The following is a 23914-nucleotide window of genomic DNA, read 5'->3' as shown; positions in this document are numbered from 1 at the left end:
CTCACGGCACTGCGGATAGGCGTTCGATCACGTGCCGGGGGGGCTGCCGTCGCGAGGCAGCCCGCTTATCGTGGCTTCTCTGCCATCGTCCTTGAAGCGGGTGCCCCCGTCGTCCGCCATGTGGTTGCGTTCGGCACTCCAGCCCGACGCGGACGGCTCGCCGTGCAGACTCGCGAGGCGCTGGCGCAGCCTGACCGTAGGTGGAACGAATTCCGTCAGACGGTCGATGTAGTCCGCCCAGTTCTCCACTTCGGTGTTATCGATTTGCGCCATCGTTGATTTCCCTGGCTGGTGCTGCATTCTCAAGGCCGGCAACTGCGGCCTTCCCGTGGTCGCCCGAAGCGGCCGATGAAGAGGCGTCGCGCGAGCGCGACCGACCGTATCGATCGATCAGCTGCAATCCGGTCTCGAGAATGTTCCGGTCCTCCGGACCACTGGACCCGACTGCCTCCGTGAACACCTGCCGCAGGCTCTCGAGCCGGTGTCTGCCCAGGCGATACAAGAGGCGCACGTCATCCCGCGAGGCAGGCACGGCGTCGCGCAACAATTGGAAGCCACGCTTCAACAGCGCATCGGAAGTCTTTGACCCGACGCGTGGCCACAGATCGGCAATGGGAGTCTGCGCATCGATCCGCACTTCGATGGCCTGACGGGATACCAGCCCCAGGCGCCAGCGTTCGTAGTCGTTGAGTGGCGGCAAGGGCATGCCTCGCTCGGTCAACGCCTTGATCAGATCCATGAGCCCGTGCCTTCCCACGCAGCGCCAGAGCGTCTCCGCGTCGAGATCGGCCAGATCCCGGACGCCCAGAGCGCCGAGCCGCGCCAGACGATTGAGCGTCGCCCGTTCAAGGCCGAGCGATCCCAGGGGACGGTCGGTCCCGTCCCTGGCGACCCAGGAACGGGAACCCGCGGTGTTGCGCCGGTTCGCCGAGCCGGTTCGGCCTTCTTCCGGCTGCGCGCCGCCGGGACTCTCCTGCGTCTGCGGAAGAACCGGCGTGTTCCAGGCGGACGAAGCCGCTTCAGGGGAAGAAAGGGATGTGACGGAAAGTGACGAGGCCATGACTGGAACTCCAGCACCCGAGTGTCCGCATCTGGTGTTTCAGCACGGTTTCCGGCTTGAGCGGGGAGCATGATCCGTACGGCCCACGGGAAGATCTTCAGCAGCCGTTGCCGCAGCCGTTAATCTTCGAGGGTCCCGAACCGTCCGAGGCCTGCTTCCATGCCCAAATTCGCCGCCAATCTCCACTACCTGTTCACCGATGTCCCTTTCCTGGACCGTTTTGCACGGGCCGCGCACGCCGGTTTCCGGGGGTGGAGTTCCAGGTGCCCTACGACCATCCGCCCTAGGTCCTGCACGAACACCTGGCTCGGGAAGGGCTCACCATGGCGCTGTTCGACGCGCCCATGGGCGACTGGAACCGCGGCGACCGCGGACTCGCCTGCGTACCGGGCAGGGAATCCGAGTTCCGGTCAAGCCTCGAAAGGGCACTGGTCTATGCCCGAGCCCTTCCGTGCGACACCGTGCACGTGATGGCCGGAGTCGTCGGTCCCGGGCAGGACTTCAGGCGGTCCGAGGACGTCTACGTGAGCAATCTGCGCTTTGCAGCGGAGTTCTTCGCGCCCCACGGCGTGGCGGTCGTCATCGAGCCGATCAATGCCCGCTTCGGCATCGTGCAGGGAGGCCCTAGCTACACGACCAAGGGGATGCACGGATACTTTCTCAACACGTCTTCCCAGGCGGCTGCCCTGCTCGACAGAATCGACCACCCGAACGCGTGGCTTCACCTGGACTGCTACCACATGCAGATTCTCGAAGGCAACCTCGCAGAGACCCTGGAAAAGCACCTTGGGCGGCTGCGTCATCTGCAGATTGCGGGAGTGCCCGGCAGGCACGAGCCGGACGTGGGCGAGATCCACTACCCCTTTCTCTTCGATCTCCTGGACCGCATCGGTTACGGCGGCTGGGTGGGTTGCGAATACCGGCCCCGGGGCGACACGCTCCAGGGACTTGGCTGGGGCCGCCGCTACGGCCTGGGAGAATCGGCCACGTGAGAGAGAACGCGCCGGGACTGCCGGGCTTCAATCTGCAGGAACAGCCGGGGCCGACCACGCCTGCGCAGCGCTGGATCTGGCGCTCCTACGTCAGGACCACCCTGGTGCCGCTGCTGCTCGTGGAACTGGTGATCATCGCCGTCTACGTGATCACCAGCGTCGTGACGCACCGGGAGAACGTCCGTTCCCTTGGCGCATTGTCGGTGGAGGAAGTGGAGGGCATTGCCACCCGCGAGGCGCAGAACATCAATGAGCGGTTCGCCGCGGTGGCGGGTCTCGCCGAGGTGCTGCGCACGGAAACCGCGACCGCGCTGTCCACGCCGCACGTTCCGCCGTCCGCGGTGCTGGCTACGTACGCGATGTCCCGTGAAGGGGCGTACTACACGGTGCGCGACACCGGACACGGCGCCATGTTCTACAGCGGAGTCGTTCCCGTCGGGGACCCGCAGAAGGCGAAGGCGCACAGGCTGGCGCAGATCGATCGCGTCCTGCGCGCGATCAAGGAAGCGAATCCGGTGGTCGTGCAGGCCTACATCAACACGCACGATTCCCTGAACTGGATCTATCCGTATTTCGACGTGCTGACGCAATACGCGCCGCGCATGGACATTCCGTCCTACAACTTCTACTACGAGGCCGACGCCGCTCACAATCCCTCGCGCAAGGTGGTGTGGACGGACGCGTATCTCGATCCCGCCGGTGCCGGCTGGATCGTGTCGGCCATCGCGCCGGTGTATCGCGGCGAGTTCCTGGAAGGGGTCGTCGGTATCGACATCACGATCGCGACGATCGTGAAACATGTGCTGGACCTGTCCATTCCCTGGGGCGGCTACGGCGTGCTCGTGTCCGACAAGGGCACCGTCATCGCCCTTCCCAAGGCCGCCGAGGGGGAATGGGGTCTCGCGGAACTCACCACCCACGATTACCAGACGGCGATACTCAAGGACACGCTGAAGCCCGACGACTTCAGCCTGTCCAAGCGGGCGAACCTCCGTCCGCTCGGCGCGCTGGTGAACCGTTCGGCCTCCGGCGCGGACGTGATCGACTTCGGCGCGCCGAAGCTTGTCGCGTGGGGGACTGTCCCCCAGACGGGCTGGAAGCTCCTGGTGATGGTCCCGCGCGACAACGTGTTCGCCGTCGTCGACGAACTGCATCGCCAGGCCGGCCGCATCGCCTGGACGATGGTCGCCGGACTGGTCGTCTTCTACGCCGTGTTCTTCGCATGGCTCTACCGGCGCGCACGCACGCAGAGCCGCAAGCTCACCACGCCCCTGCTGGAACTGAACGAGGTCATTCATCGCATCGGCGAAGGCACGTACCGCCATCCGGAGCGGAACTACGAAATCACGGAACTGGACGAATCGGGCCGTCTGGTGGTGCGCATGGGCACGGCCATGGGTCAGACGATCGCCGAACTGGATCGGGCCAACAAGGCCAAGAGCGAGTTCCTGGCCAACGTCAGCCATGAGCTGCGCACGCCGCTGAACGGTGTGCTGGGCATGGCGAATCTCCTTACCGAGACACCGCTCACCGAACAGCAGAAGGATTACCTGCAGGCGCTGCAGCGTTCCGGAGGTCAACTGGTGGAAGTCATCAACGGCATCCTGGAGTTCTCGACGCTTCAGGAGAGCCGCGCGCTGAACCCGCGTCCGTTCGACCTCATCCGTTGTCTGGAGGACCTCGCCGGCGTCTTCCGGGCGGCGGCAGAAGAAAAAGGGATCGGTTTCTCCTTGCGGATCGCCGCGGACGTGCCGCGCCGGGTCGTCGGCGACGAGTACCGGCTGCGGCAGGCCCTGACCAGTCTCGTGGGCAACGCCGTGAAGTTCACCTTGCGCGGGCAGGTATCGCTCGAGGTCGATGCGAGTTCGCTGGAGGCCCCCGGAGTGCGTCTGGAGTTCACCATCAGGGACACGGGCGTGGGGATCCCCGCAGACCAGGTATCCGCCATCTTCGAGGCTTTCCAACAGGCGGACATGACCGGATCGCGACAGTTCGGCGGGCTCGGGCTGGGGCTCACCATCGCCGATCGCGTCGTTCGGATGATGGGCGGAAAGGTGGCGGTGGAGTCACGCGAAAAGGAAGGCAGCACGTTCCGCTTCCACGTCGACCTCGTCCGCTCCGACGAAGGACCGGAAACCTCCGCGGCGGGGGCGGACGAATCGCGCGGCAGCCGACCCCTCGCGCGACTGCGGCTGCTGACCGCGGAGGACAACCCGGTGAACCGCAGGCTCATCGTGGCCATTCTCGAGCGGATGGGCCACGATGTGATGTCCACGTGCGACGGTCGCGAGGCCCTGGAAGCCTACGAGCCGGGCAGGTTCGATGCCGGCCTGTTCGACATCCAGATGCCGGAGATGGACGGTCTGGAGCTGACGAGGGCCATTCGCGCCCGCGAGGCGGGATCGGCCGGGCCACGGTTGCCGATCATGGCCGTGACGGCCAACGCCTTCATGGAAGACGAACCGGGCTGGAAGGAAGCGGGGATGGACGCCTACCTCTCCAAGCCCTTCTCGCCCCGGACGCTGGAAGCGGCCCTGCGGGACCTTCTCGATTCGGCGAGCGATTCATCTCGCGAAGTGTCGACCCCGGCGGTCACGGCCGCTTCCTGACGCCGCTGTCAAGGCAATCGCGCGGCAAGGTCGGCTGCGGCCTGCTCGGCGATGGTGCGCAGCGTCACGGCCCGTTCCCGGCTGGTCTCGACGGATATGGTCAATTCGTCGATACCCTCCCATATCACGGCGCCGGTCTGGGCGTCCCATATCTGGAAGAACAGGCGCATGTGCGCATACTGTGTCTGCAGCACGGAGAGCCCCAGCAGACCGAAGCGGCCTTTGGCGCCTTGCTCGAGCCGCGCCAGTTTGAGCTGCCCCAGATAGCGGGTATCGGTCGCCTGACCGAGCCGGGCCAGGACGTCCCGCTGGAACACCCCGGTCAGCCTGTAGTCGGCATAGAGATGCTGATAGGCGTCGACGAGACTGTTCCGATTGACCGCGCTCAGGACCTCGGGCAGCGGCACGATCCGCAGTTCGGGTCGCGTGCGCGACAGCGATTCCGTGAAGAGCAGCGCCAGCGTCTGCCGGTCTTCTTCCTGACCTGTCACGGTCGAGGGCGTGAGAATCGCGAGGCCGCCGCGGGAAAGCTCCCCCGGCGCGAGGGCGTTGGCACGAATTTCGGGCTGGGTGTATCGCTGCGGGGCGAAGGTGCAGCCGTCGAGGGCAAGGGCCGCGGCGATCAGCGAGGCGCACGCGAAGCGGCGCGGGCAAGACCGTTTGTGCATGGTGTCGTTGTTCGAGGGGGCGGGTCATACTGCGCGTGCCGACAATCGGGCCCGTTGTTCGGCAAGGGTTCGGCAAGAGCTCTGCGGGCCGGGGTCGCGCGGTCTGGCATTCACTGCGATGTGTTGTCGTCCGGAGACATATTGCAGGGGTACTTGTCCGAAAGCGCGCGGCGGACCGTCTTTGCTCCCGACGCGCCCCACAGATCCGGATGATCGCGCATCCATTCGCGGACCGCCTGCAACAATTCACGGGCGCGCATCCGGTCGGGTGCGCAGATCTCTTCTCCGGCATGAAGATCGTGCACTGCCGAGACGAAGCCCAGCGCCAGCGTGGTGTCCTTGAACGAACCACCTCGCTTGGCGGCCTCGGCGAGCCAGTCCTTCAACTGACCGTTCGTGACGAACTCCGCGTGAACCGGCACAGGCAGGCACAAGGCCGCGGCCATCCACAGGGGTGCGAGGGTCGAGGCTGCGCTCCGAGCCCTGCGTGAAAGGCGGCGCCAGCCGCCATGACAAACGAGACAGTGCTTGCCCATCACGAACTCCCAGCAATCCGGCGGCCCGGCAGTCTACCCCAGGGAAGTGCCCGGTCGATGTGCGAGGATCGGGTGGAAGGGAGAAAAGGGCGTGAGGCGAAGGCAGGGTTGGAGGTTTCGTCGAGCCAGCCAACGCTGCCTGCGACCGCCTGTTTCCCGGGCCACTCGCGGGGTCGGCACCGGGCGGACCCCCGGGCGCGAGCGCGCACGCCGGTCGGTCCTTCCCCGGGGAAATCGCGAGGACGGCCCGCATTTTGCGCATCCACTTGCGCTCCGCCGCCAGACCGTGCACTCTTGCGCGCCGCAAATTCGGACGTTCACCCAGCGAGATCATGGAACGGAAATCGAGCAAGAAACCATTGACCGAGGCCCAGTTGCTCGCGGCGCCGGCAAAGGACTACATGAACGAAGAGCAGCTCGCCTTCTTCAGACAGCGTCTGCTCGAACTGAAGGCCGAACTGCTCGAGAACGTGCGGGACACGAGCGAGCACCTGCGCGAAACCGAAGCGACGAGCGACGTGTCCGACCGTGCGACCCAGGAAGAGGAGCAGGCTCTCGAGCTCAGGACCCGGGACCGCGAACGGAAGCTGCTCAAGAAGATCGACGAGGCGCTCGGCCGCATCGACGACAACAGCTATGGCTACTGCGCCGAAACCGGCGAGCCGATCGGGGTGAGGCGCCTCCTGGCCCGGCCCACGGCTACCCTCAGCATCGAGGCGCAGGAACGTCGCGAGCGCATGCAGCGCATGTACGGGGACTGAGCGGCGCATGGGCAATTCGTCCCATGGACTGATCGCATTCCTGCAGCAGACCGACGCCGTCGGTCTATCCGTGGCGATCCTGCTCCTCGCCATGTCGGTAGCCAGCTGGGCCGTCATCATTTCCAAGGTCTTCCGTGCTGTCGCAGTGCGGAACAGCACGCGGCGCATCGTCGACGGGTTCTGGAGCGCCCCCAGCCTCAGTGCAGCCGTCGAGGAGTTGCGGCACCAGAGCGGCAATCCCTTCGTGTCTCTCGCCCGCGCCGGCGTTGGTGCGGCCTTGCATCATCAGCGCCACCAGGCGGGCCGGCTGGGTGATGCTCTGCCGCTGTCGGAATTCGTCACCCGCGGATTGCGCCAAGGCGTCAACGCGGCGCATGCCAGGCTCGAGACGGGGCTTTCGCTCCTGGCCTCCGTGGGCAGCACGGCGCCGTTCGTGGGACTGTTCGGAACGGTGTGGGGTATCTACCATGCCCTCATCGGCATCAGCGCTTCGGGACAGGCCACCATCGACAAGGTTGCGGGGCCGGTGGGCGAAGCCCTCATCATGACGGCGCTGGGTCTTGCCGTGGCGATACCGGCTGTCCTTGGCTACAACGCTCTCGTGCGAACCAACCGGGTGATCCTGGCGGACCTTGATGCGTTTGCCCACGACCTGCACGCGTATCTGGCGACCGGAGCGCGGCTCGACGGGGGGGGCCAAGGTTCGCCGGCGACCACCCCGGGCAATCTCCCCGGCCGGCCGCAGACGGTCTGAACCGTGGCTTTCGGCAGCTTCAACGAACAGCCGGGCGGACCACAGCCGCAACCCATGGCGGAGATCAACACCACGCCCCTGGTCGACATGATGCTGGTTCTTCTCATCATCTTCATCGTCACCGCACCGCTGCTTACGCACGGCATACGCATCGACCTCCCCAAGGCCGCCAGCACGGCCAATCCCGAACAGCCGGACACGGTGACGCTGTCCGTCGATTCCGAGGGAAGGCTCTTCTGGAATGAAAAGCCAATGGCGGAGGCCGACGTGCCAGCGGCCATGGCCAAGGCCGCCTCACAGGATCCGCAACCCGAACTCCAGTTGCGCGCCGATCACAACACCCGCTATCAGCGGCTTGCGGAGATCATGGCGCTCGCGCGCAACGCCGGGCTCACCCGGCTCGGCTTCGTGACCGACCCCAATGCCCCGGCCGCTTCCCCCGAAGCACCCGCTGCCGGACAGTAGGCCTGGAATGCCAGAGGCGCGCGGATACTGCCGGCGCGCACGGTGCATTGTTTCTCGAAGGCCGAAGACCGCCCCTTGCATCGCCCCCGGATTACCGCCCGTCCCATGAGCGAGTTGTCCAAGCCGCACCCTTCTCCCGCCTGGTCGGCCGTCCCGATGACACAGACCTGCCGGAAAATCGCCGAAAGCGTGTCGCAGGTGATGGTCGGGCAGGGCGACGTCATCCGGAAAGTGGTGGCCGCCTTCCTGTCAGGAGGGCACGTGCTGCTGGAGGACGTTCCAGGAACCGGCAAGACGACGCTCGCCAAGGCGCTGGCAAGATCGCTCGGCCTGGACTTCCGCCGCATCCAGTTCACTCCGGATCTGCTCCCGAGCGACATCCTGGGCGTGTCGGTCTTCGATCCGCGGGAAGACCGCTTCCGCTTTCACCCCGGGCCGGTATTCACTCACATCCTCCTGGCCGACGAGATCAACCGCGCCAGTCCGCGGACCCAGTCCGCGCTGCTGGAGGCGATGGGCGAGAGCCAGGTGACGGTGGATGGAGAGAGGCGCGGATTGCCGGCCCCGTTCTTCACCATGGCGACGCAGAACCCCGTGGAGTTTCACGGGACCTATCCCCTGCCCGAAGCGCAGATGGACCGGTTTGCCGTCCGGCTGTCTCTGGGGTATCTGGACGCGGAGGAGGAGGTCGCGCTCCTCACGGCGCGCGGCACATCCGATCCTCTCGATGCGCTTGTGCCGGCGGTGAACGCAGCCGAACTGTCTTCCGCCATGGAGGCGCTCCCCGCCATCCGCGTTTCGGGGGACGTGAAGCGCTACGTCGTCGATCTCGTGCGGGAAACGCGAGCTACCACCGGAGTGGCACTGGGCGCGAGCCCGCGGGCATCGTTGTCGATGCTCCGCCTTGCACAGGCGCTTGCTGCGTTCGATGGCCAGGATTTCGTCTCCCCGCGTCACGTGCAGGAGATCGCCGTCGATGCCCTGGCGCACCGCATCGTGCTGGAGAGGGAACGCGTCTACGGGGGCATCTCGACGCGAACGCTCGTCGAGGACATCGTGCGGGCGGTGCCGGTCCCGGTGTGAGACTCGAGGCGGTCTTCGCCCGGGCCTATCGGGTCTCCGACTGGTCGGACCGCCGATTCACGCTGGCGGGAAAGACCGTGCTGTCCGTCACCGTCACCGCAGGTGTGTTCGGCATCGACACGTCCCGCACCATGGCATTCCAGGTGTTCGCGCTTGGCGCCGGTCTGCTCCTCGTCGCCTGGATATCCTCCTTGCGCTGGCGGCCGCGCCTCGACATGGTCCGGCGTCTGCCGGCGGTCGCCTCGTTGGGAAGCCCCGTCCGCTACGAGATCCTCATCGACGGGCCCGACGTGGATCGTCTCCCGGGGGTCCTGGTGCGTGACGAACTGCAGGTCCGTTTTCCGGCTCGCCGGAAATACCATCGCCAGGACGGCGCGGACGCCGCACGAAACTACTTCGACCGCCACGTGGGCTACCAACGCTGGCTCGGTGCGCTGACCGCGTTGCGAGGTGCGAGCCTGCCTCCTCTCGTCATCCAGGTCCTGTCAACGCGGCCCGTGCGACTGGTGCAGGAATTCGTTCCCCTGAGGCGGGGCGTGCTGCGATTCGATCGGATCCGTCTCCTGAAGCCGGACGTGCTGGGCCTCGTGAACGCCGGGTGGCAGGAACCGTTGCCACAGACTCTCATCGTCCTGCCACAGCAGCATCCTGTCGCGACTCCCGCGTTCGCAGGCGCACGCAGGCGGCAGCAGGGAGGTTTCGCGATGCTGCCCAGGACAGGGGACAGCCAGGAGTTCCTGCAGATCCGCGACTATCGTCCGGGCGATCCCTTGCGCCGGATACATTGGGGCCGTTCCGCGCACGCCGGACGCCTGGTGGTGAAGGAGATGGGCGATGAGTACGTGACGCGCTACGGGTTGATTCTGGACACCTTCGCCGAGGGAGTGGCAGAGGCAGCCTTCGAGGCCGCCGTGAGCACGGCTGCATCGCTCGTGACGAGCGTTGCGCTCGAGGATGCGCTGCTGGACCTCATGTTCGTGGAGAATCGCGCCGTGACGGCCACCGGCGGACGAGGGCACGGTGGCGCACTGGTTCTGCTGGAGGAACTTGCCGAGGTGGTCCCTGCCAGGATCGCTTCGTTCGACGTGCTGGCCAAGGCCGTGATCGCGCATGCGCCCGGCCTGGGAGCGTGCGTGCACGTCCTGCTGGCTCTCGACGATGCGCGCCTGGAACTCGTGCGTGCGCTGGGGCGCCGCGGAATGGAACAAAGGGTGTTCCTGGTGAGCGATCTCGCACCTCCCCGCAGGGTGGCTGACGTGCCCTTTCACCACTTGCGTCCGAGTCATCTGGCCCAGGATCTGAGGAAAGTCTGACCCCATGTCGGCGGCGTTATCGCAGGCTCACCCAGCAAGGAACGCGCGAGGGTCCAGGCGGCCGCGCGGCTCCGCGCATCGGGACGCCGCGGGCGGAAGCGGCGCATCGTCTTGCGGGAGGGGTGGCACGTACGCCCGATCCACTGCCGGCCAGATCCGCCGCCGTGCCGACGGGCGGTGCCAGCCGTCCCGCCAGGCACTCGCTTTCCGGCTCGATCGGGTGGCCGCCAACGGTCACGCCGGGCGGTGGAACGCGATGTCCTGTCCCGGCGACTCCCTCCGTTTCGCCATCGCGCGGCCGGCAATCGGAAGGCAACCGCGAACGACGATCCAGTCCTCCCCATCCGGTCTGCCGGAATCGTTCCGATGAAGGTACGTTCCTCCTATCACCCGCCGCCGTTTCTCCTTTCCGCAGGGCTGGCCTTCTGGGCGGTTGCATCGGAACGGTACCTGGCGGGTGCGATCCTCGTCCTGCTGGTGGAAGGCGCATCCCGGCTGTCCAGCCGGTGGTCGTTCGACGATCGCGAGTTCGAGCGGGTGACCGATCTCACGAGCATCGGCTTCGTCCTGTTCGTGGGGTGGCAGTGGCTCGCCGCCAAGGACGCGGGACAGGGCATCATCGGCGCGCTGTCGTGGATGCCGGCCGTGCTGGCTGCGCTGGTGGTCATGCAGCGGATGAGCGAGGCGGGCACCTTTCCGCTGTCGTCGCTGTTCTGGTCGCTTCGCAGGCGCCGCGATGATCCGGCCGTCAATGGCCGGGTGTCCCTGGACGTCGCGTACTTCTGTCACTGTCTCGTGGCGGCCGCGTGCGCCAATCCCAGGCACGGGTGGTTCCTGCCGCTGCTGGCCATCACCGTGGGCTATGCCGCGTGGCCGGCGCGGCGGATGGGACAGAGCTCCTATCGCTGGCTCGCTGCGTGGGTTGCTGTGATCGCGACTGGATACCTGTTGCAGGAGGCGCTCGTCGCTGCGCAGGAGAAACTGGAATCGCAGATCCTGGAGGCATTGCGCGAGCGCTGGTCCGGACGAGCGGACGGGACACGGACCCAGACGTCCATCGGCGAGATCGGGGAACTGAAACTGTCCGGACGGATCGTCATGCGTGTCCAGTCCGAGGCGCAGCCTCCTTTCCGCCTGCGCGACGCCGTCTACGATGCCTTCGGATACGACACCTGGTTCGTACGCGACCCTGTGTTCCGCCAGGCGCCGGGCATCGGTGAACGGGGATGGCTGCTGACGGACGAACCGGCCGCGCGATTCGCATCCACTCGCATCGCGCAGTGGCTGGACCGCGGCCGCGGGCTGCTGCCGCTCCCCCCGGACACCGTCCGGCTGGAGGGACTCAATGTGGGCCGCGTGGAAATCAGCCGGCTGGGCGCCGTGCGGGTCTCGTCGGGTCCCGATCTGGTCGCGTTCGAGGCGCGTTCCGTCGACCGCCAGGTGGGGGACTCGCCCCCGGGCCCGCATGACCTGGCGTATCCCGCGAGACTGGACGAGGCGCTGCTGGCGGCGGGCACCCAGGCGCGGGCAGTGGGGCTCGGAGGCATGGCTGCCGCGGAGGCGGTTCGGCGCCACTTCAGCACGCGCTACCGCTATACCACCCGGCTGACCGGCGAGGCCGGAGAAGCGCGATCGCTCAACCGCTTTCTGGAAGCGGACCGCGCGGGCCACTGCGAGTACTTCGCCACGGCAGCGGCCCTGGTCCTGCGCAGGCTGGGCATTCCTGCGCGTTACGCCACCGGCTACGTGGTGAGCGAATACAGCAGCCGCGAGAAGGCGTACGTGGTGCGCGCCCGCCACGCGCATGCCTGGACGCTGGCCTGGATCGACGGCAGGTGGATCGAGGTGGACGCGACCCCGTCCGGATGGATCGCGGCCGAGGATCGGGCAGCCGGTGACCCCATGCTGAGCGATCTGCTGTCCTGGGCAGGATTCCGGTTCACGCTGTGGCGGCTGTCGGATGGTGATGACACGAGCCCGAGCCTGTGGTGGCTGGCGGCGGTGGTTCCGCTGGCCGGCTGGGTCCTCTGGGGCGTGGTCCGTCGCAGCCGGCGGACGAAGGCCGATGCGGCAACCCCTGGAATCGCTGCGCCGGCGGTGCACCCTTGCATCGCCTCGCTGGCACGGGTCCTCGAGTCGCACGGCCACCACCGCACACCCGACAAGAGCATCCTTCAATGGCTCGAGGAGATCCCATGCGCGGACAATTCGCTGGGTGAGCGGCTGCGCGCTCTTGCCCGGGACTACGACCGATTCCGCTTCGATCCCGGCTGGCAGAAGGACGGCGTGCAGGATTCCCTGAAGGTGCGCGCCGACGACCTGGTTCGCATGCTGCGCCAAAGTTGAACAGCACCTTCGGCGGCGATGGGGTCCGTCCCTCCGCGGTATCGCGGCGGGACGGACACGCACCGGTCAGGGCCGTTCCATCTTGCAGGTCGTGGGCATCATCGTGTCCTTCGCCTCGATCCGGCGGTCGGTGCGGAAACCGAAGCCGGTGCGTTCGACGTCGAACTTCGGATTGCGGCCGTCGGCCTTCACGAACGTCGAGATGAACATGGGCTGCAGGAGCTGGTGGTTGTCGGCGCGCATGATCACCTCGCCCGTGTCGCTCTGCCACTTCATGCCTTCCAGCGCCTTGCCCACTGCCAGCGGCTCCGCAGAGTTCGCCTGGGTCATGGCCTTGGTCAGCATTTCGATGGCGGCCACCGGTGTCGTGAAGATGAAATCGTCCTTCAGGGACTTGTAGCGCTCGCGATAGCTCGTGACCCACTTGTCCGCGCCGGGTGTTCCCACGTTCGAATGCCACTGGCTCGCCAGCTTCAGGTGGCCCGCTCCCGATTCCCCGATGGCCGACGGCGTGCCGGTGGCAAAGGCGTAGAAGGTGTAGTACTCGACCTTCAGGCCGGCGTCCTTGCTCGCCTTGATGAGCAGCGCCAGGTCGTTGCCCCAGTTGCCCGTCAATACGGCATTCGCGCCCGATGCCTTGATCTTCGCCACATAGGGTGCGAAGTCCTTGACCTTGCCCAGCGGATGAAGGTCGTCGCCCACGATCTGGATGTCGGGCCGCTTCTTCGCGATCATCACCTTCGCGGTGCGGCTCACCGCCTGGCCGAAGGCGTAGTCCTGATTGAGGAGATAGACCTTGCTGACATTCTTGTCCTGCGCCAGGGCATCCGTGATGGCCGAAGTCTTCATGTCGGCATCGGCATCGAAGCGGAAGTGGAAGAACGTGCACTTGTCGTTCGTGAGGGCGGGGTCCACCGCCGCATAGTTGAGGAACATCACGGCCTGATCGGGATTGCGCTTGTTGTGCTTGTCGAGCGTGTCCACGAGCGCGTGCGCCACGCTGGAGCTGTTGCCCTGAAGGATGTAGCGGATGCCCTGGTCGATGACCTGCTTGAGCGCCAGCACGGCCTCCTGCGGACTGGCCTTGCTGTCGAACGTGACGAGTTCGAAATTGCGTCCGCCGAGCACGCCGCCGCGCGCGTTGATACCTTCCATCACCAGCTGGAAGTGCCTTGCCTCCGCTTCGCCCAGGTTGGCGAACGGACCGGACAAGGGGTCGATGAAGGCGACCTTGATGTTGTCCGCCGCATTAGCGGCGGCACAGGCGATGCAGGTTGCAGCCAATACGGCAGTCAAGCGGTTGCGCATGTCTTCCTCCCGTCGTTTTCCTGGATGGACCGCAGGCGGAAGTGCCGTGGGGCGGACGTTCCTTCAGCGGCGTCCCGAGCGTACCACCGGACAGGAGGGGCCGGCGCCGCCACGCGGAAGCCCGATCCCCGGACGGCCTGCGGCAAAAAGTCCTGACGCCCGCGTGGCTGATCGGATTGCGCACGTCTATACTCTCGCCCGGCTCTCGCCCGGCTCTCGCTGGCGCTCGCTGCATTGCCCTGCCCGTACCGGTTTTCCGGACCACGACGGGCGCGCGGGACCAGGGCCAAAAAATAATGCAACAAGGGAGGAAGTATGGAACTCTGGTCCCAGGTGTACGACCCGCTGGGCAATACGATCTTGTCCACGCTGGTCGCGGCTATCCCGGTCCTAGTCCTGCTGGGCGGACTGGGTTTCTTTCACATCAAGGCTCACGTGGCGGCTGTCCTCGGCCTCGTTTCCGCGTTCGTCATTGCGGTAATGGTCGTCGGCATGCCGTTCGAGATGGCGACCAAGGCAGCGCTGTTCGGCGGGGCCTTCTCGCTGGTTGGCATCTGCTGGATCATCGTCAATCTGATCTTTCTGTACCGCCTCACGCAGAAGACCGGGCTCTTCCAGGTGCTGCAGGACTCCATCGGCGCGATCACCGGCGACAGGCGCCTGCAGCTCATACTGATCGCCTTCTGTTTCGGTGCCTTTTTCGAAGGCGCAGCGGGGGGCGGAACCCCGGTCGCGGTCACGGGAGCGATCCTGATCGGCCTGGGATTCTCTCCCCTCGCGGCATCGGGCCTATCGCTCATCGCCAATACCGCGCCGGTCGCATACGGCGGGCTCGGCACCCCCATCATCGTGCTGAACAGCGTTACCCAGAACACCGACGAATATCTGCTTCAGCTCTCCGCGATGGTGGGCCGCCAGCTGCCGTTCTTCTCGGTGATCGTGCCCTTCTGGCTGGTCATCACGTTCTGCGGATTCAAGCGCGCCATGGCGATCTGGCCGGCCATCCTGGTCGCCGGTGCCAGTTTCGCCATCCCCCAGTTCCTCATCTCCAATTTCCACGGCCCCTGGCTGGTCGACATGGTGTCCGCCATGATTTCCATGGTCGTGGTCGCCTTGTTCCTCAAGGTCTGGAGACCCAAGGAGGTGATGGTCGCCGCGGACGGTTCCGCATCCGGGATGGTGCCGTTCGCCCAGGCCGCCAAGGCGGCGCACGCGCATTCGTCCGATCTGGTGCGCAAGGCGTGGATGCCGTGGATCATTCTCACGGTGATCCTGTTCGCCTGGGGGCTGCCCGTCGTCAAGGGCTGGCTCAATACCAAGGGCGTGACGTACTTCGAGTTCGAGATGAGCGGCCTGCACAAGATGGTGCAGCGGGTCGAGCCGGCCGTTGCCAAGCCACATACTGAAGGCGCGGTTCTCAAGTTCGGTCTTCTCTCCGCCACCGGGACCGGCATTCTGATCGCCGCGATCATCAGCGGCCTGATGATGGGCTTCAAGATCAAGGAGCTCGTCGCGAGCTGGCTGGAAACGATCTGGATCATGCGCAACTCCATCGTGACGATCGTCGCCATGATCGCGTTGAGCTACACGACCCGCTACTCCGGCATGGACGCGATCCTCGGTCTCGCGTTCGCGAACACGGGCGTGCTGTACCCGTTCTTCGGCACGCTGATCGGATGGATAGGGGTGGCGCTGACGGGGACGGACGCGGGTTCGAACGCGCTTTTCGGCAGTCAGCAGCAGATCACGGCGAACAAGCTTGGCATTTCGCCCACTCTCATGGCCGCCGCGAACAGTTCGGGAGGCGTGATGGGCAAGATGATCGACGCGCAATCGATCGTCGTGGCTTCCGTCGCCACGAACTACGTCGGCAAGGAGGGCGTGATCCTGCGGTACGTGTTCTGGCACTCCATCGCACTGGCGTGTCTGATCGGCCTGTTCGTGATGCTGCAGGCCTACGTGCCTCCATTTACCAGCATGGTCATCGAGCCAGGAGCGGCGGCAGCGGCGGCGCACCAGTAGCGTTCCGGCGGTCTCCAAAGCAAAACGGCACGCCCGAGGGCGTGCCGTTTTGCTTGGCGCGGCGGATACGTCCGCCGCAACCTGCGTTCAGTCGTATTCAGTGGTAAATGGCCGGTTGGAGCATCAGATCATCGTATCCACCCAGGTACTCGTCGACGGTTTCGATGGAGGCGTCCTCGGCCGCGGCCTGAGTGAGATACTCCTTGAACTTGACCGCAGCGGGACCTGACAAGTACGTTCCCTTGGCCGCATGCTTCGCGATGACCTCGAAGCCGTGCCCGGGATATTCGACCACATGATAGTTGGGGCTGTTGTAGATCACGTTCATGGCAACGACCTCCTAGTGGGCTCGGCTATCTCGCGCAAGAAGCATGCACGTTACTTTGCAGCTACCGAACCGGACTTCAAGGACACTCAGAACTTCATGTCCGCGCCGGTTTCAATCCGCTTAACGGCGACACCTCCGGATCGTTGATGGTGAAAAGAATGATCGAAATTAGGCTCGAACAACTGGGAATCGTCCTTCCCGAACCCGCGGTTCCCCGTTTCGCGTATGTCCCTGTCGTCATTGATTCCGGACTCGCATGGGTGAGTGGCCAGTTGCCGTGGAGCGGCGGCGCACTTGCGGCCGTGGGCAAGGTCGGGCGCGACGTGTCGGTCGAAAATGCGGAACTGGCGGCGCGATGCTGCGCGCTGCAGGGTCTGGCGGCCCTGAAGGCGGCGCTGGGTTCCCTGGATCGCGTGTCGCGTGTCATAAAGGTGACCGGCTTCGTCGCATCGGATCCGGACTTCCACGAGCAGCCTCGCGTGATCGATGCGGTGTCGAAGCTCCTCGGCGACATTTTCGGTGACGCGGGGCGTCATGCCCGCAGCGCCGTCGGCGTGGCGGTGCTTCCTCGGAACGCGGCGGTCGAGGTGGAATTCGTTGTCTCGGTGCGGGATCCCGCACCCTCTTCGCCACCTCAGTGACATGACGTCATCCGTTCGTGTCGGGAATTCCTCCGGAGCAGGCCGGCTGGTTCGGCGACGGAAGCCGGTGAGAGCGTCGACAGGCGACCGTTCGAAGGGCGAATGGTGCATTGCAACGGTGCATGAGTGCACCCAATCGGCCCAAACTCACTTAATATCCTGTGTTCGTGTCGAGGAAGTGGCGGTAATCGGGTGATTCGACTTTCTAATTCCGACTGCATCGAGCCCCGGGCCCAGTTCGTCCCCGCGGTCGATCCTGCGCTTGTTTCGGCCGTGCGCGCCCAACAAGTGCGAGCGGTCTTTGCGCAGAATCCTTCCGCGCTCATGGCCAGCATCCTCGTGGCGGTGCTGGTGAGTGCCGTGTTGTGGCCGCTGGTCGATTCGATGGCCCTTGGAACCTGGGGCCTGTGCGCCGGGCTGATCGTCGTCGCCCGGGCGGGCATGTGGCGAGAATTCCAGCGCCGGTCGAGCAGCGATGCGGACATCCGGCGCTGGGAGAAGTGGTTCCTGTCCTCGGTGACGGTCGCGGGTCTTTCCTGGGGTGTGCTGGGCTCGTCGCTGCTTCCCGAGGACCCCGTGCATCAGGCGTTCGTCGCCATGGTGCTCGCCGGCATGATTGCAGGAGCGTTGCCCGCGCTCATCCCCTTGCCCTGGGCTTACCCGGCCTTTGTTCTTCCGGCAGCACTCCCATTCATCGCGCTGCAGATGATGTCGGCCGATGGCTTTCACATTGCGATGGGCGCAGCGGCTGCGATCTTCGCCCTGGTCATGTTGATGATTGGCGGCCGCAGCACGCGCATGTACCGGGAATCCCTGGAGTTGCGATACGGCAACGTGCGTTTGGTGGAGGCATTGTCCCGCTCGCACAGTGATCTGGAACGCGCGTATTCGGCCCTGCAGGAAGAGGTGGTCGAGCGCCGTGCCACCCAGGACGTTCTCCGCCGTTCCGAAGAGAAGCTCAAACTGCACGCGCAGCAGTCCCCTCTTGCCTTCATCGAATGGGATGTGCGATTCCGCGCAACCGAGTGGAATCCGGCTGCCGAGCGCATCTTCGGTTACCGGAGGGAGGAGGCCCTGGGAAAGACGGCGTCCCAACTCATCGCGACCGAAGGAACCTGCGGCGAAGTGGGGCGTCTTTGGCTGCGGTTGTTGAAGGAACGGCGCGGAGCGGGGCTCACGCTGACCAATCGCACCTCCGACGGGCGGGAAATCATCTGCGAGTGGTATTACACGCCTCTGGTCGACCAGTCCGGGCACGTGCTGTCCGTCATCACGCTGGCCCACGACGTCACCGACAACCGCCGGACCCAGGAGCGCCTCAACTTCCTCGCCTACCACGACGCTCTCACGGGGTTGCCCAATCGGTCCATGCTGAGCGACAGGCTGACGGCGGCACTTGCCCAGGCCCGGGCCTCCGACACGAGTGTCGCCGCCCTGCTTCTGGACCTCGATCACTTCAAGGTGATCAACGAGTCCATGGGACATGAGGTGGGGGACCGGCTCCTCCAGGATGTGGCGCACCGGCTGTCCGGGTGTGCTCCCCGGGGAGCGATGATCGCGCGTTTCGGTGGCGACGAGTTCGGCCTGGTGCTGGATCATCTCTGCTCGGAAGTGGATGCGCTGCCGGTCGCGCAGAGGATTCTCGATTCGTTCCAGGCGCCGTTCGACGTGGATGGGCGGGAGATCTTTCTCGCGACCAGCATCGGCATCGCCGTGTTTCCCACCGACGGTGTCGAGATCGATGTGCTGCTCAAGAACGCGGATGCGGCCATGTATCACGCGAAGGGGCAGGGGCGGAACAATTTCCAGTTCTATTCCGCCGATCTCACCTTGCGTTCCCAGGCGAGGCTCGCCGCGGAGACTGGGCTGCGACGTGCCGTGGAGCGGCGCGAGTTCGAGGTCTTCTATCAGCCGAAGGTCAGCCTGGAAACGGGGGCAGTCACCGGTGTGGAGGCGCTACTCCGCTGGCATCATCCCCAGCGAGGCTTGGTCCCGCCCCTGGAGTTCATACCCGTGGCCGAGGATAGCGGACTCATCGTGCCCATCGGCGAGTGGGTGCTGCATAACGCCTGTGCGGAGATCAAGGCGTGGCATGACCGCGGTCTGCCGAAGATCCGGCTGTCCGTGAATCTGTCCCCGCGGCAATTCCACAGTGAACGGCTGGTGGCGATGGTGGTGCGAGCGATCGGCGAGACCGGTTTCGACCCATCTCTTCTGGAACTGGAGATCACGGAATCCGTCCTGATGGACCAGGATGTCCGTGCCCGAATGGTTCTCGAGCAGCTCAAGGGACTCGGAATCACCATCGCGCTGGACGACTTCGGCACGGGCTTCTCGAGCCTGGGCTACCTGAAGCGGTTCCCCATCGACGCGCTGAAGATCGACCGGTCGTTCGTCCGCGACGTGCCGATGGATCTCGACGACGTCGCCATCGTCCGCGCAGTGATCGGGATGGCCCGCAGTCTGCGGCTGAGGACAGTGGCCGAGGGCGTGGAGCAGGAAGACCAGGCCCGTTTTCTCAAGCTCGAAGGCTGCGAAGAAGTTCAGGGTTTCTTCTATGGCAAGCCCATGCCGGCAGCAGAGGCGGAACGGCAACTTTGGATCAGGACGCGCGTCGGACAGCTGTGAACCCCGGGGCAGGCGCTGCGGCGCACGTGCCTCGATATCTCGGAGTTTTTTCATGAAATACAACAAGCTGGGGGACAGCGACCTGTCCGTGTCCGAGATCTGTCTGGGCACGATGACGTTCGGCGAACAGAACACCGAAGCCCAGGCACATGAGCAACTCGACTTCGCCTTCGACCGCGGGTGAACTTCATCGACGTGGCGGAGATGTATCCCGTTCCACCCCGTGCCGAGACTCAGGGTCGCTCGGAGGAATTCGTCGGGAGCTGGCTCAAGCGGCGGCCCAGGGACAGTGTCATTCTCGCCACCAAGATCACGGGGCCGGGGCGAGGATTCGGCTGGGTGAGGCGTGGGGATCTCGCCATCGGCGCATCCGAGGTGAAGGAAGCCGTCGAGGGAAGTCTGCGCCGGCTGCAAACCGACTACATCGATCTCTACCAGATCCACTGGCCCGACCGCTACGTTCCGAGCTTTGGCAAGATCCACTACGACCCCGCGGACGAAAGGCCGACTGTCCCGATCGCCACACAGCTGGAAGCCCTGGCTGGCATGGTGAAGGCGGGCAAGATCCGCCACATTGGTCTCAGCAACGAGACTCCGTGGGGAACGCTGCAGTTTCTCGCGGCCTCCGAACGCCCGGGTCTGCCCCGCGTGGTGTCGATCCAGAATGCCTACAACCTCCTGAACCGGACCTTTGAAGCCGGGCTGTCCGAAGTGGTGCGTCGGGAAGGTGTGCCGCTGCTGGCCTACAGCCCGCTGGGATTCGGACACCTTACGGGGAAATACCTGCAGGGCGCCCAGCCGGAAGGTGCACGCCTCACCCGGTTTCCGCCGTTCGGGCAGAGGTACCAGAAGCCCAACGTCGAAAGCGCGGTCGAGGCGTATTCAGCGCTCGCCAGGAAACACGGTATGTCTCCATCTACGTTAGCGCTCGCTTTCGTCAAAAGTCGCTGGTTTACGGCCAGCACCATCATCGGGGCCACATCAATGGAGCAGTTGCGCGAGAATCTTGGCGTGACCGATGTCCATCTCGGCCCGGATGTTCTGGCAAGCATCGACGACCTTCACCTGCGCAATCCGAACCCCGCTGTCTGAAATTCGCGACTAATTCTTGCCGAAAATCCGCGGCGCGTTTGACAGTGCGCCGCCGGATCAAGATAATTGCGCGTTTCGTCGGAGGGGTTCCCGAGCGGTCAAAGGGAGCAGACTGTAAATCTGCCGGCTCTGCCTTCGAAGGTTCGAATCCTTCCCCCTCCACCAACGACGGTCAAGGTTCGGGTGTCGAGGCGCTGCAGACTGCGTGCCGACAAGGCGGTTCGAGGCGGGTGTAGCTCAATGGTAGAGCAGAAGCCTTCCAAGCTTACGACGAGGGTTCGATTCCCTTCACCCGCTCCAAGGTCCGGCGTTCCGGCGCCGGGAAGTTTTAGTTGTGGCTCTTGTGCGAGGCCGACCAACCGCGCGGACAGAGGCAGGAATCAGACGCCGATGTAGCTCAGTGGTAGAGCACTCCCTTGGTAAGGGAGAGGTCACGCGTTCAATCCGCGTCATCGGCACCATCTTCATCAATCGATGTCAGGTTCGGTAAGCATCACTAAGGACGATCATCATCATGGCTAAGGGCAAGTTTGAGCGGACGAAGCCGCACGTGAACGTGGGGACGATAGGTCACGTGGACCATGGGAAGACGACGCTGACGGCGGCGATCACGACGGTGCTGTCGACGAAGTTTGGTGGAGAGGCGAAGAAGTACGACGAGATCGATGCGGCGCCGGAGGAGAAGGCGCGTGGGATCACGATCAACACGGCGCACGTGGGTATGAGACGGAGAACCGGCACTATGCGCACGTGGACTGTCCTGGTCATGCGGACTACGTGAAGAACATGATCACGGGTGCGGCGCAGATGGACGGGGCGATATTGGTGGTGAGTGCGGCGGACGGGCCGATGCCGCAGACGCGGGAGCACATACTGCTGGCGAGGCAGGTGGGGGTGCCGTACATCATCGTGTTCATGAACAAGGCGGACATGGTGGATGACAAGGAGTTGCTCGAGCTGGTGGAGTTGGAGGTTCGGGAGCTGTTGTCGAAGTATGAGTTTCCTGGGGACGACACGCCGATCGTGATTGGATCGGCGCTGAAGGCGTTGGAAGGGGACAAGGGGGATTTGGGCGAAGGGGCGATCATGAAGCTGGCGGCGGCGCTGGACAGCTACATTCCTGAGCCGAAGCGGGCGTTGGACGGGACGTTTTTGATGCCTGTGGAAGACGTGTTTTCGATCTCTGGACGTGGGACGGTGGTGACGGGGAGGATCGAGCGCGGGATCGTGAAGGTGGGAGACGAGATTGAGATCGTGGGCTTGAAGCCGACGACGAAGACGGTGTGCACGGGTGTGGAGATGTTCCGGAAGCTGCTGGATCAGGGGCAGGCTGGGGACAACGTAGGGGTGCTGCTGCGCGGGACGAAGCGAGAGGAAGTGGAGCGTGGTCAGGTGTTGGCGAAGCCGGGGTCGATCACGCCGCACACGAAGTTCACGGCGGAGATTTACGTGCTGAGGAAGGAAGAAGGGGGGAGGCACACGCCGTTCTTCAATGGGTATCGGCCGCAGTTTTATTTTCGGACGACGGACGTGACGGGGTCGATTGAGTTGCCGTCTGGGACGGAGATGGTGATGCCTGGAGACAACGTGTCGATCACGGTGAGCCTGATTCAGCCGATTGCGATGGAAGAAGGGCTGAGGTTTGCGATACGGGAAGGCGGTCGCACGGTAGGTGCGGGCGTCGTGGCCAAGATCATCGAGTAATGCGGAGTACAGGCCAGTAGCTCAATTGGCAGAGCGTCGGTCTCCAAAACCGAAGGTTGGGGGTTCGAGACCCTCCTGGCCTGCCATCCCGACGGCCTGCACCGAGTGGTGTGGTCGCGGAGCAGGTTGTCTTCCTGATCGTTCATGATAGATAAAATCAAGCTCGCGGGTTCGGTGCTGTTGGTGGCGGCCGGTGTTGCGGGCTACTACCTGCTGGCCGATAGCCTTCTGATCGTCAGAGTGCTCTGCGTCGTCGCAGGCGTGATCGCGGCTGCGGCGCTCGCCTGGACCTCGGCGCCAGGGAAGGTTTTCTATGTCTTCGCGCAGGAATCGGTCGCGGAGACCCGCAAGGTCGTCTGGCCCACGCGCAAGGAAACGATCCAGACAACGGGCATCGTGATGCTGTTCGTCGTCATCATGGCCTTGTTCCTCTGGATCGTCGATGGCTCCCTTGTCTGGCTCGTACGCGTCATGATGGGACGGAGCGAATGATGGCAAAGCGCTGGTATGTGGTTCACGCCTATTCCGGTTTCGAAAAGAACGTCCACAAGGCGCTCTTGGAGCGTATCGAACGGGCGGGGATGCAAGACCAATTCGGGCAGATTCTGGTGCCTGTCGAAGAAGTGGTCGAAATGAAATCCGGGCAGAAGAGCATTTCGGAGCGCAAGTTCTTCCCCGGCTATGTGCTCGTCGAGATGGAAATGACCGACGATTCATGGCACCTCGTCAAGAACACCCCCAAAGTGACCGGATTCGTCGGGGGCAGCGCTCACAAGCCCACACCGATCTCCGAGCGGGAAGTGCAGGCGATCCTGCAGCAGATCCAGGAAGGGGTGGAAAAGCCCAAGCCCAAGGTGCTCTTCGAGCCGGGCGAATCGGTGAGAGTGAAGGATGGCCCCTTTACCGACTTCCATGGGACCGTCGAGGAAGTGAACTACGACAAGAGCAAACTGCGAGTCTCGGTGTCCATCTTTGGGCGAGCTACTCCGGTCGAGCTGGAGTTCGGGCAGGTCGAGAAATCCTGATCCGTCCGTTCTGTCGTTTCGGACGGGCAGTTGCAGGAGACGCCTTTGCGGCCGCCGTCTCCTGGCAAGACGCAGTTTGGGCCGCAAATTTGATCGGGGAGCCCGGGCGAGACGTCGGGGCGCTTGCACCCGCATGAGGAATCATCATGGCAAAGAAGGTCATCGGCTACATCAAGTTACAGGTGCCTGCCGGGAAGGCGAACCCGTCGCCTCCCATCGGCCCCGCGCTGGGTCAGCGCGGATTGAACATCATGGAGTTCTGCAAGGCGTTCAATGCCCAGACCCAAGGGCTGGAAGTGGGGCTGCCCATTCCAGTCGTGATCACGGCTTTCGCGGACAAGAGTTTCACGTTCGTGATGAAGACGCCGCCCGCAACCGTGCTCATCAAGAAAGCGGCTGGCGTCACCAAGGGCTCGCCCAAGCCGCATACCGACAAGGTGGGGAAGCTGACGCGCGCCCAAGCCGAGCAGATCGCAAAGACCAAGATGCCCGATCTCACCGCATCCGATATGGATGCTGCCGTCAAGACGATCGCAGGCAGCGCCCGCAGCATGGGCATCGAAGTGGAGGGGCTGTGAC

General features: G+C 64.6%; 19 protein-coding genes, 4 tRNA genes and 3 pseudogenes. 20 read left to right on the top strand and 6 right to left on the bottom strand.

Features of this window, described 5'->3' with window-relative positions:
* Window positions 1–27: 27 nt before the first annotated feature.
* Entirely contained in the window at window positions 28–273 is a 246-nt protein-coding gene (locus IPK20_24625; GenBank protein ID MBK8019552.1) for a hypothetical protein, read from the bottom strand.
* Complete coding sequence (locus IPK20_24620) at window positions 257–1060, bottom strand: hypothetical protein (protein ID MBK8019551.1); 804 nt, start codon at window positions 1058–1060, stop codon at window positions 257–259. The genes IPK20_24625 and IPK20_24620 overlap by 17 nt, the downstream gene beginning before the upstream one ends.
* 159 nt (window positions 1061–1219) lie before the next feature.
* Between IPK20_24620 and IPK20_24615 the strand changes: the two are divergent.
* Both IPK20_24615 and IPK20_24610 read left to right on the top strand, forming a co-directional pair.
* A pseudogene (locus IPK20_24615) lies at window positions 1220–2052 on the top strand (hydroxypyruvate isomerase family protein).
* Complete coding sequence (locus tag IPK20_24610) at window positions 2049–4661, top strand: response regulator (GenBank protein ID MBK8019550.1); 2613 nt, start codon at window positions 2049–2051, stop codon at window positions 4659–4661. Before IPK20_24615 ends, IPK20_24610 begins: the two are co-directional and overlap by 4 nt.
* A gap of 8 nt (window positions 4662–4669) precedes the next feature.
* Here the strand turns inward: IPK20_24610 and IPK20_24605 are convergent, their stop codons facing one another.
* Together IPK20_24605 and IPK20_24600 are read right to left on the bottom strand one after the other, a co-directional pair.
* Window positions 4670–5329 (bottom strand): hypothetical protein, encoded by a 660-nt coding sequence (locus IPK20_24605; GenBank protein MBK8019549.1) that lies wholly within the window; start codon window positions 5327–5329, stop codon window positions 4670–4672.
* Window positions 5330–5439: 110 nt separating this feature from the next.
* A complete protein-coding gene (locus IPK20_24600) occupies window positions 5440–5865 on the bottom strand; it encodes a hypothetical protein (GenBank protein MBK8019548.1) in 426 nt (141 codons plus the stop codon).
* Between the two features lie 332 nt (window positions 5866–6197).
* On the opposite strand from IPK20_24600, the gene dksA reads away from it, so the two are divergent.
* The 6 genes from dksA (at window position 6198) to IPK20_24570 (ending at window position 12587) form a co-directional block, all read left to right on the top strand.
* Window positions 6198–6626, top strand: a complete 429-nt coding sequence (dksA, locus tag IPK20_24595; GenBank protein MBK8019547.1) for an RNA polymerase-binding protein DksA — start codon at window positions 6198–6200, stop codon at window positions 6624–6626.
* A 7-nt stretch (window positions 6627–6633) separates the two neighbouring features.
* On the top strand, window positions 6634–7380 hold the full coding sequence (locus tag IPK20_24590; protein ID MBK8019546.1) for a MotA/TolQ/ExbB proton channel family protein: 747 nt from the start codon (window positions 6634–6636) through the stop codon (window positions 7378–7380).
* A 54-nt stretch (window positions 7381–7434) separates the two neighbouring features.
* Window positions 7435–7845, top strand: a complete 411-nt coding sequence (locus tag IPK20_24585; protein MBK8019545.1) for a biopolymer transporter ExbD — start codon at window positions 7435–7437, stop codon at window positions 7843–7845.
* Window positions 7846–8001: 156 nt separating this feature from the next.
* Window positions 8002–8928 (top strand): MoxR family ATPase, encoded by a 927-nt coding sequence (locus IPK20_24580; protein MBK8019544.1) that lies wholly within the window; start codon window positions 8002–8004, stop codon window positions 8926–8928.
* Window positions 8925–10241 carry a DUF58 domain-containing protein gene (locus tag IPK20_24575; protein ID MBK8019543.1) on the top strand — a complete coding sequence of 439 codons (1317 nt, stop codon included), beginning with the start codon at window positions 8925–8927 and terminating at the stop codon, window positions 10239–10241. Before IPK20_24580 ends, IPK20_24575 begins: the two co-directional genes overlap by 4 nt.
* A 366-nt stretch (window positions 10242–10607) precedes the next feature.
* On the top strand, window positions 10608–12587 hold the full coding sequence (locus tag IPK20_24570) for a transglutaminase domain-containing protein (GenBank protein MBK8019542.1): 1980 nt from the start codon (window positions 10608–10610) through the stop codon (window positions 12585–12587).
* A gap of 66 nt (window positions 12588–12653) precedes the next feature.
* On the opposite strand, the gene IPK20_24565 is transcribed toward IPK20_24570, so the two are convergent.
* On the bottom strand, window positions 12654–13895 hold the full coding sequence (locus IPK20_24565) for a branched-chain amino acid ABC transporter substrate-binding protein (GenBank protein ID MBK8019541.1): 1242 nt from the start codon (window positions 13893–13895) through the stop codon (window positions 12654–12656).
* A gap of 315 nt (window positions 13896–14210) precedes the next feature.
* On the opposite strand from IPK20_24565, the gene IPK20_24560 reads away from it, so the two are divergent.
* The gene (locus tag IPK20_24560) at window positions 14211–15917 is read left to right on the top strand and encodes an L-lactate permease (GenBank protein MBK8019540.1); all 1707 of its coding nucleotides are present in this window, start codon (window positions 14211–14213) and stop codon (window positions 15915–15917) included.
* Between the two features lie 97 nt (window positions 15918–16014).
* On the opposite strand, the gene IPK20_24555 is transcribed toward IPK20_24560, so the two are convergent.
* Window positions 16015–16245 (bottom strand): DUF3567 family protein, encoded by a 231-nt coding sequence (locus tag IPK20_24555; protein MBK8019539.1) that lies wholly within the window; start codon window positions 16243–16245, stop codon window positions 16015–16017.
* A gap of 158 nt (window positions 16246–16403) precedes the next feature.
* Here IPK20_24555 and IPK20_24550 point away from each other — a divergent pair, with 158 nt between their 5' ends.
* From IPK20_24550 to rplK, 11 genes and pseudogenes are all read left to right on the top strand, one after another.
* Entirely contained in the window at window positions 16404–16886 is a 483-nt protein-coding gene (locus tag IPK20_24550; GenBank protein ID MBK8019538.1) for a RidA family protein, read from the top strand.
* A gap of 192 nt (window positions 16887–17078) precedes the next feature.
* Window positions 17079–19514, top strand: a complete 2436-nt coding sequence (locus IPK20_24545) for an EAL domain-containing protein (protein MBK8019537.1) — start codon at window positions 17079–17081, stop codon at window positions 19512–19514.
* Window positions 19515–19566: 52 nt separating this feature from the next.
* A pseudogene (locus IPK20_24540) lies at window positions 19567–20606 on the top strand (NADP(H)-dependent aldo-keto reductase).
* Between the two features lie 80 nt (window positions 20607–20686).
* Window positions 20687–20771 (top strand) — tRNA-Tyr (locus IPK20_24535).
* Window positions 20772–20832: 61 nt separating this feature from the next.
* Window positions 20833–20906 (top strand) — tRNA-Gly (locus IPK20_24530).
* Between the two features lie 86 nt (window positions 20907–20992).
* Window positions 20993–21067 (top strand) — tRNA-Thr (locus IPK20_24525).
* 53 nt (window positions 21068–21120) lie between these two features.
* Window positions 21121–22310: pseudogene (tuf, locus tag IPK20_24520) on the top strand (elongation factor Tu).
* A 10-nt stretch (window positions 22311–22320) separates the two neighbouring features.
* Window positions 22321–22396 (top strand) — tRNA-Trp (locus IPK20_24515).
* 58 nt (window positions 22397–22454) lie between these two features.
* Window positions 22455–22802 (top strand): preprotein translocase subunit SecE, encoded by a 348-nt coding sequence (secE, locus tag IPK20_24510; GenBank protein MBK8019536.1) that lies wholly within the window; start codon window positions 22455–22457, stop codon window positions 22800–22802.
* Entirely contained in the window at window positions 22802–23335 is a 534-nt protein-coding gene (gene nusG, locus IPK20_24505) for a transcription termination/antitermination protein NusG (GenBank protein MBK8019535.1), read from the top strand. The genes secE and nusG overlap by 1 nt, the downstream gene beginning before the upstream one ends.
* A 146-nt stretch (window positions 23336–23481) precedes the next feature.
* Entirely contained in the window at window positions 23482–23913 is a 432-nt protein-coding gene (rplK, locus tag IPK20_24500; protein ID MBK8019534.1) for a 50S ribosomal protein L11, read from the top strand.
* Window position 23914 lies beyond the last annotated feature (1 nt).

This window comes from Betaproteobacteria bacterium, from assembly GCA_016713305.1.
Taxonomy (GTDB): domain Bacteria; phylum Pseudomonadota; class Gammaproteobacteria; order Burkholderiales.
This window is presented reverse-complemented; position numbering and strand designations above follow the sequence as displayed.

Excerpts from the sequence above, each read along its gene's own strand:
- IPK20_24620 (MBK8019551.1), bottom strand. The coding sequence starts at position 1,060 with ATGGCCTCGTCACTTTCCGTCACATCCCTTTCTTCCCCTGAAGCGGCT.
- rplK (MBK8019534.1), top strand. The coding sequence starts at position 23,482 with ATGGCAAAGAAGGTCATCGGCTACATCAAGTTACAGGTGCCTGCCGGG.
- IPK20_24560 (MBK8019540.1), top strand. The coding sequence starts at position 14,211 with ATGGAACTCTGGTCCCAGGTGTACGACCCGCTGGGCAATACGATCTTG.
- nusG (MBK8019535.1), top strand. The coding sequence starts at position 22,802 with ATGGCAAAGCGCTGGTATGTGGTTCACGCCTATTCCGGTTTCGAAAAG.
- secE (MBK8019536.1), top strand. The coding sequence starts at position 22,455 with ATGATAGATAAAATCAAGCTCGCGGGTTCGGTGCTGTTGGTGGCGGCC.
- IPK20_24605 (MBK8019549.1), bottom strand. The coding sequence starts at position 5,329 with ATGCACAAACGGTCTTGCCCGCGCCGCTTCGCGTGCGCCTCGCTGATC.
- IPK20_24565 (MBK8019541.1), bottom strand. The coding sequence starts at position 13,895 with ATGCGCAACCGCTTGACTGCCGTATTGGCTGCAACCTGCATCGCCTGT.
- IPK20_24570 (MBK8019542.1), top strand. The coding sequence starts at position 10,608 with ATGAAGGTACGTTCCTCCTATCACCCGCCGCCGTTTCTCCTTTCCGCA.
- IPK20_24590 (MBK8019546.1), top strand. The coding sequence starts at position 6,634 with ATGGGCAATTCGTCCCATGGACTGATCGCATTCCTGCAGCAGACCGAC.
- IPK20_24600 (MBK8019548.1), bottom strand. The coding sequence starts at position 5,865 with ATGGGCAAGCACTGTCTCGTTTGTCATGGCGGCTGGCGCCGCCTTTCA.
- dksA (MBK8019547.1), top strand. The coding sequence starts at position 6,198 with ATGGAACGGAAATCGAGCAAGAAACCATTGACCGAGGCCCAGTTGCTC.
- IPK20_24580 (MBK8019544.1), top strand. The coding sequence starts at position 8,002 with ATGACACAGACCTGCCGGAAAATCGCCGAAAGCGTGTCGCAGGTGATG.
- IPK20_24550 (MBK8019538.1), top strand. The coding sequence starts at position 16,404 with ATGATCGAAATTAGGCTCGAACAACTGGGAATCGTCCTTCCCGAACCC.
- IPK20_24555 (MBK8019539.1), bottom strand. The coding sequence starts at position 16,245 with ATGAACGTGATCTACAACAGCCCCAACTATCATGTGGTCGAATATCCC.
- IPK20_24625 (MBK8019552.1), bottom strand. The coding sequence starts at position 273 with ATGGCGCAAATCGATAACACCGAAGTGGAGAACTGGGCGGACTACATC.
- IPK20_24585 (MBK8019545.1), top strand. The coding sequence starts at position 7,435 with ATGGCGGAGATCAACACCACGCCCCTGGTCGACATGATGCTGGTTCTT.